Annotated in this window: 4 protein-coding genes; 1 reads left to right on the forward strand and 3 read right to left on the reverse strand. The window is 68.8% G+C overall.

What is annotated here, in order from left to right; genetic code table 11:
* Nucleotides 1-67: 67 nt before the first annotated feature.
* From G6024_RS05325 to G6024_RS05335, 3 genes are all read right to left on the reverse strand, one after another.
* Complete coding sequence (locus G6024_RS05325; RefSeq protein WP_119193401.1) at nt 68-529, reverse strand: MaoC/PaaZ C-terminal domain-containing protein; 462 nt, start codon at nt 527-529, stop codon at nt 68-70.
* Between the two features lie 175 nt (nt 530-704).
* Nucleotides 705-2,894 (reverse strand): 3-hydroxyacyl-CoA dehydrogenase NAD-binding domain-containing protein, encoded by a 2,190-nt coding sequence (locus G6024_RS05330; RefSeq protein ID WP_132063576.1) that lies wholly within the window; start codon nt 2,892-2,894, stop codon nt 705-707.
* Between the two features lie 37 nt (nt 2,895-2,931).
* Nucleotides 2,932-4,143 carry an acetyl-CoA C-acetyltransferase gene (locus G6024_RS05335; protein ID WP_096905959.1) on the reverse strand — a complete coding sequence of 404 codons (1,212 nt, stop codon included), beginning with the start codon at nt 4,141-4,143 and terminating at the stop codon, nt 2,932-2,934.
* A 137-nt stretch (nt 4,144-4,280) separates the two neighbouring features.
* On the opposite strand from G6024_RS05335, the gene malQ reads away from it, so the two are divergent.
* On the forward strand, nt 4,281-6,323 hold a 2,043-nt coding region (gene malQ / locus G6024_RS05340), incomplete at its 3' end, for a 4-alpha-glucanotransferase (RefSeq protein WP_159148237.1).

Below are 6,323 nucleotides of genomic sequence, written 5' to 3' on the forward strand. Positions count from 1 at the left end.
CCGCGGAGCGCGGCTGACGCCGGATTCCACGCGCTCGCGCGGATCGGGTTCGGGTCCGGCCCCGCCGTCACCCGCCGGCGGCGCCACCGTGGCCGCGGCGCCACAGGAACACCGTCATCGTGGCGGTGAGGACGGTCCGCGCGTCCTGATCGTGCATCTCGATGTCCATCCCAACCCGCCCCCTCGCCTCGTCGAGGCTCACCTCGGTCACGGTGGCCGTGCCACTCAGCGTGGCGCCCGGACGCACCGGGGCGGTGAAGCGCAGGCGGTCGAATCCGCGCCCGGCGATCACGGCCGACCGTGAGTAGAACGCCTCCACGCTGAGCTTCTGGAGGATCGCCAGGGTGTGGATGCCGCTGGCGATCACGCCTCCGTGGTGCCCGGTCGCAGCGGCGGCCGGGTCCGTGTGGAACCACTGGGGATCCCACTCGGACGCGAAGTCGACGATCTCCTCCTCCGAGAGGGTCATCTCCCCGAGTCGGATCCGATATCCACTGTGCAGATCGTCCGCTGTGATCAGCCCAGACATCTCGCGTTCCCTTTCTGCGAATCGGCCATGGGGACAACGGCCCCGAACGCCCTCCCGCGCGAGGTGGTGCACACGTTCCGCGACACCGAGAGGCGTTCGCACGCGCCGGGATGCTCGTACGGCGGCCGCCCCGGTATCCCCGGGACGACCGCCGTACGGGCCGTGTGGGAGGAGGTCAGCCCTGCTCGGCTGCCAGCTTCTTCAGCGACTCGGTGGGCGAGAAGCGCTCACCGTACTTGGCGGCCAGCTCGTCGGCACGGGTGACGAAACCCTTGTACCCGGTGGCGATCTTGGCCCCCGGCTCGGAGTAGTTCTTGGCGTACTGGCGGGTGCCGCCGGTCCACGCCGGGAATCCGATGCCGATTATGGAGCCGATATTGGCGTCCGCGTCGTCGACGATCACGCCCTCGTCGACGCACTTCTGCGTCTCGAGGACCTCTGCGAAGATCATGCGATCGATGAGATCCTGGAGCGGGGGTGCGTTGTCCGGGGAGGTGTTGAACGCCTCGCGGAGACCCGACCACAATCCGGCGCGCTTGCCGTCGGCGTACTCGTAGAACCCGGCGCCGGCGGCGCGGCCGGAACGCTCGAGCTCTTCGACCATCTTGAGGATCACCTGGTCGACGGCGTCGGGGACGAACTCCTCACCAGCGGCCTCTGCGGCGTCGCGGGTCGCCTGACGGATCTTGACCATGAGGTTGAGGTTCAGCTCGTCGGACAGCTGCAGCGGGGCCGCCGGGTAGCCGGCGATGCGGCCGGCCTGCTCGATGGTGGCGGGCTCGATGCCCTCGGCCAGCATCCCGATCGCCTCGTTGACGAACGTGCCGATGACCCGTGAGGTGTAGAAGCCACGCGAGTCGTTGACCACGATCGGGATCTTGCGAATGGCCAGCGTGAGGTCGATCGCCTTGGCCAGCGTCTCCGGGGTGGTCTTGTCACCCTTGATGATCTCGACCAGCTGCATCTTGTCGACGGGCGAGAAGAAGTGCAGGCCGATGAAGTCCTCGGGCCGCTTGACGCCCGTGGCGAGGTCGGTGATCGGCAGGGTCGAGGTGTTGGAGCCGAGCAGCGCGTCGGGGGCGACGATGTCCTCGATCTCCTGGAACACCTTCTTCTTCAGCTCGGGCGACTCGAAGACGGCCTCGATCACGAGGTCGCACCCCGCCAGGGCCTGCGGGTCTGTCGTGGGGGTGATGCGGGCGAGCAGGGCGTCGGACTTCTCCTGCGTGGTGCGACCGCGCTCGAGGGCCTTGGCCTCGATGCTCTCCGAGTACGCCTTGCCCTTGTCGGCGGAGGCCTGCTCGACGTCCTTGAGCACGACCTCGATGCCGGCCTTCGCGCACACGTACGCGATGCCGGCGCCCATCATGCCGGCGCCGAGGACACCGACCTTCGTGAACTGGGTGCGCGGGATCTCCGAGCCGTCGGCGGCCTTGGGCCGGGCCCCGCCCGAGGAGCAGTGCTGCATGTCGAAGAAGAACGCCTGGATCATGTTCTTCGCGATGGGGCCGGTGACGAGGGACACGAAGTAGCGTGCTTCGATCTTCTCGGCGGTGGCGAAGTCGACCTGCGAGCCCTCTACGGCGGCGGCCATGATGGCGCGCGGTGCCGGGGAGGGTGCGCCCTTGGTCTGCTTGCGCATGTTCGCCGGGAACGACGGCAGGACGCCGGCCAGCGCCGGGTCACTGATGGTGCCGCCGGGCAGGGTCCAGCCCTTGCGGTCCCACGGCTGGCTCGCCTCGGGGTCGGTCTTGATCCAGGCCTTGGCTGCGTCGAGGAGCTTCTCGGGCTCGACGACCTCGTCGACCAGGCCGGCCTTGAGAGCCTTGTCCGGGGCGAAGGACCGGCCGGACATGAGAATGTTGGGCACGGCCTGCGCGAGGCCGAACATGCGGACGGTGCGGACGATGCCGCCGCCGCCCGGCAGCAGCCCGAGGGTGACCTCGGGCAGGCCGACCTTGGCGCCGCGGGCGTCGGCCATGACGCGGTGGTGGCAGGCGAGCGCGAGCTCGAGGCCACCGCCCAGGGCCGCGCCGTTGAGGGCGGCCACGACCGGAACGCCGCAGGTTTCAAGAGCGCGCATGCGGCCCTTGATGCTCATGGACCGCTCGAAGAGCTCGTCGGCCTGGTCGGGACCGGCCTTGATCATGGACTTGAGGTCGCCGCCGCCGAAGAAGCTCTTCTTGGCGGACGTCAGCACAACGCCCTTGATGGACTCCTTCTCGGCCTCGATGCGGTCGACGGTGGCGGAGAAGTCGTCGATGAACCGGGCGTTCATCGTGTTGGCGCCGTGGTCGGGGTCGTCCATGGTGAGGGTGACGATGCCGTCGCCGTCCTGCTCCCACCGGAACATGTTTTCGCTCACTGGTTTTCTACTCCTATGCCTGTGGTGTCGGTGCGGGTCAGACGCGTTCGATGATGGTGGCCACGCCCATGCCGCCACCCACGCAGAGGGTGATGAGGGCTCGTTTGCCGCCGGTGCGCTCGAGCTCGTCGAGCACCGTGCCGGTGATCATCGCGCCGGTCGCGCCGAGCGGGTGCCCCATGGCGATGGCGCCGCCGTTGACGTTGAGCTTCTCGTCGGGGATGTTCATGTCCTTCTGGAAGCGCAGCACGACGGAGGCGAAGGCCTCGTTGAGCTCCCACAGGTCGATGTCATCGGGGGTCAGGCCGGCGGTGGCGAGCGCCTTCTTGGCCGCCGGGGTGGGCCCGGTCAGCATGATGGTGGTGTCGGCACCGGAGGTGGCCGCGGCGACGACGCGGGCGCGCGGGGTCATGCCCATCTCCTGCCCGGCCTTCTCCGATCCGACGACCACGAGTGCGGCGCCGTCGACGATGCCGGACGAGTTGCCACCGTGGTGGACGTGGTTGATCTCCTCGACCCAGTGGTACTTCTGCAGTGCCACCGCGTCGAATCCGCCCATGTCGCCGACCATGGCGAAGGACGGCTTGAGCTTGGCCAGGGCCTCGACGGTGGTGCCCGGGCGCATGTGCTCATCATGGTCGAGGATGGTGACGCCGTTGATGTCCTTGACGGGCACGACGGACTTGGCGAAGCGCCCCTCTTCCCATGCGCGGGCGGCCAGGCGCTGCGAGCGCTCGGCGTAGCGGTCCACGTCCTCGCGGGTGAACCCCTCGAGGGTGGCGATGAGGTCGGCGCCGATCCCCTGCGGGGAGAAGTAGGTGTCGTAGTTGGTGGCCGGGTCCAGAGCCCAGGCGCCGCCGTCGGAGCCCATCGGCGCCCGGGACATCGACTCGACACCACCGGCGAGGACGACCTCGTCCCACCCGGAGCGGATCTTCTGCGCTGCCATGTTGATCGTGGTCAGACCGGAGGCACAGAAACGGTTGATCTGCACACCCGCGACGGTGTCGGGCATCTTGGCGGCCAGCGCGGCGATCCGCGGCAGGTCCATGCCCTGATCCCCCGTCGGGGTGACGATCCCGTAGATGATGTCGGAGATCCGGTTCTCGTCGAGATCGGGGAAGCGACGCCGCATCTCCTCGATGAGGCCGACGACCAGGTCGATCGGCTTGACCCCGTGCAGAGCGCCGCCAGGCTTGCCCTTGCCTCGCGGAGTCCGGATGGCGTCGTAGATGAATGCCTCGGTCATGGGTGGTCCACGGCCTTTCTCTGAGCGAGCTGATACGTGTTCCGCTTCACACTACGCTGTGCCCACCGGACGGTTCGGACTGCGGTCCGTTTCTGCACGAGACTCACTGGGCTCGCTCCGGTGGCACAGTGGGTCCCGTGACCGAGAACCACGCCGTATCCCCTGCCCTGGCCGAGCTCGCCGATGTCTGCGGCGTCGCATCGAGTTACGAGGACGCCGACGGCGTCCGTCGCGAGGTCCCGGCCTCGACCCTGCGCGCGGTGCTCGCCGCGATGGGCGTAGAGGTCGGCGGCGACGACGACGACGACGAGGGCGGCGTCTCCGAACGTGAGGCACTCGGTGCTGTTCGTCTGCGCCCCTGGCGACGTGTGCTGCCACCGACGCTGGTGGCGCGTGAGGGCACCGCCATCGGGTGCCCGGTCCACGTCCCGCGCGGCGCGATCGTGAATGTCGAGGTCCTTCTCGAGGACGCCGACGTGCCGTCGACGTTGCTCCCCCTCGACGAACCCCGGATCGCCCGGGATGTCGACGGGGTGGCGATGGAGCGGGTCACTCTGGCGGTCCCCGATGATCTGCCCGTCGGATGGCATCGCGTCACCGCAGTGGTCCGAGCCCCGGACGGCACCCGCCACTCCAGTGAGTGCACCCTGCTAGTCCATCCCCGCGCGATCCCCGTGCCCGCCGGACTCGAGGAGCACCGTGCAGTCGGGTTGGCGGCACAGATCTATCAGGTCCGGTCGGAACAATCCTGGGGCGTCGGCGATCTGGCCGACCTCGGGGACCTCGCCGGGTGGGCGAGCCGCGACTTCGGCGCGGACTTCGTCCTGGTCAACCCCATGCATGCGGGTGAGCCGTTCGTGCCGGTCGGTCCGTCGCCCTATCTCCCGACGACCCGCCGGTTCGCCTCCCCCCTGTACCTGCGCCCCGAGCTCGTGCCGGAGTACTCCGCCCTGTCAGTCGCCGACCGCCGTCGCGTGGATGACCTGGCCCGCACCGCGGCTGCGACCAACACTGTGGACACGATCGATCGCGACAGTTCGTGGACCGCGAAGCTCGAGGCGTTGCGCATCCTGTTCATGGTCCCGCTGGCTCGCGCCCGGGCCGACTCGTTCGACCGGTTCGTCGATGAGCAGCCCGGGATTCTGGGCTTCGCCACGTGGTCCGCGCTGGCCGGTGACCACGGCCCCGACTGGTCCACCTGGCCGGAGGAACTCCGGGATCCGGGCTCGGAGGCCGTCGCGGGTTACGCCGACGAGAATCCGGAAGAGATCCGTTTCCACCTGTGGTTGCAGTGGTTGGTCGCGGAGCAGCGGGCGCACGCCCAGCGCGAGGCCCTTGCCGCGGGGATGCGTCTCGGGGTCCTGCACGATCTGGCGGTGGGGGTCCATCCCACGGGCGCCGATGCGTGGTCGCTCCACCATTCACTGGCCCGTGGGGTCTCGGTGGGTGCTCCCCCGGACGCCTATAACCAACGCGGTCAGGACTGGTCGCAGCCGCCGCTCCGTCCGGACGCCCTCGCCGAGGAGGGCTACCGTCCCTTCCGCGACATCGTCCGCGCGGCATTGCGGGATTCAGGCGGCGTCCGGATCGATCACATCCTCGGCCTGTTCCGGCTGTGGTGGATTCCCCGGGGCGCGGCTCCGACCGAGGGCACATATGTCCACTATGACCACGAGGCGATGCTCGGAGTTCTCGCACTCGAGGCGTCACGGGCCGGCGCGGTCGTGGTGGGCGAGGACCTGGGAACGGTGGCTCCGGGGGTCCGCGAGACGCTGTCCGAGCTCGGGATCCTGGGCACGTCCGTGATGTGGTTCGAGCAGGACGAGGACGCCCCGATCCCGCCTGAGGACTATCGACGGCTGTGTATGGCGTCGGTGATGACCCATGATCTCCCGCCGACCGCCGGCTACGCCGACCTCGTCCATGTGGATATCCGCGAGGAGTTGGGACAGTTGACGGGCGACAGCGCCGAGGAACGTCGTGGTGCCGAGGCCGAGATCTCGGCCTTCACTGCTGTCGTGCGGGAGCGTGGCCTGCTCGACGGGGACTCCCCCGATGATCTGGTCGTGGCACTGCATCGATTCGTGGCCGAGTCGCCGTCGCTGTTGTTCGCCGTGTCGGTGGCGGATCTCGTGGGTGATCGCCGTGCGGTGAATGTTCCGGGGACGTCGGATGAGTAT

The sequence above is a fragment of the Dietzia maris genome (genome assembly GCF_014144855.1).
In the GTDB taxonomy this organism is placed as follows: Bacteria; Actinomycetota; Actinomycetes; order Mycobacteriales; family Mycobacteriaceae; genus Dietzia; species Dietzia kunjamensis.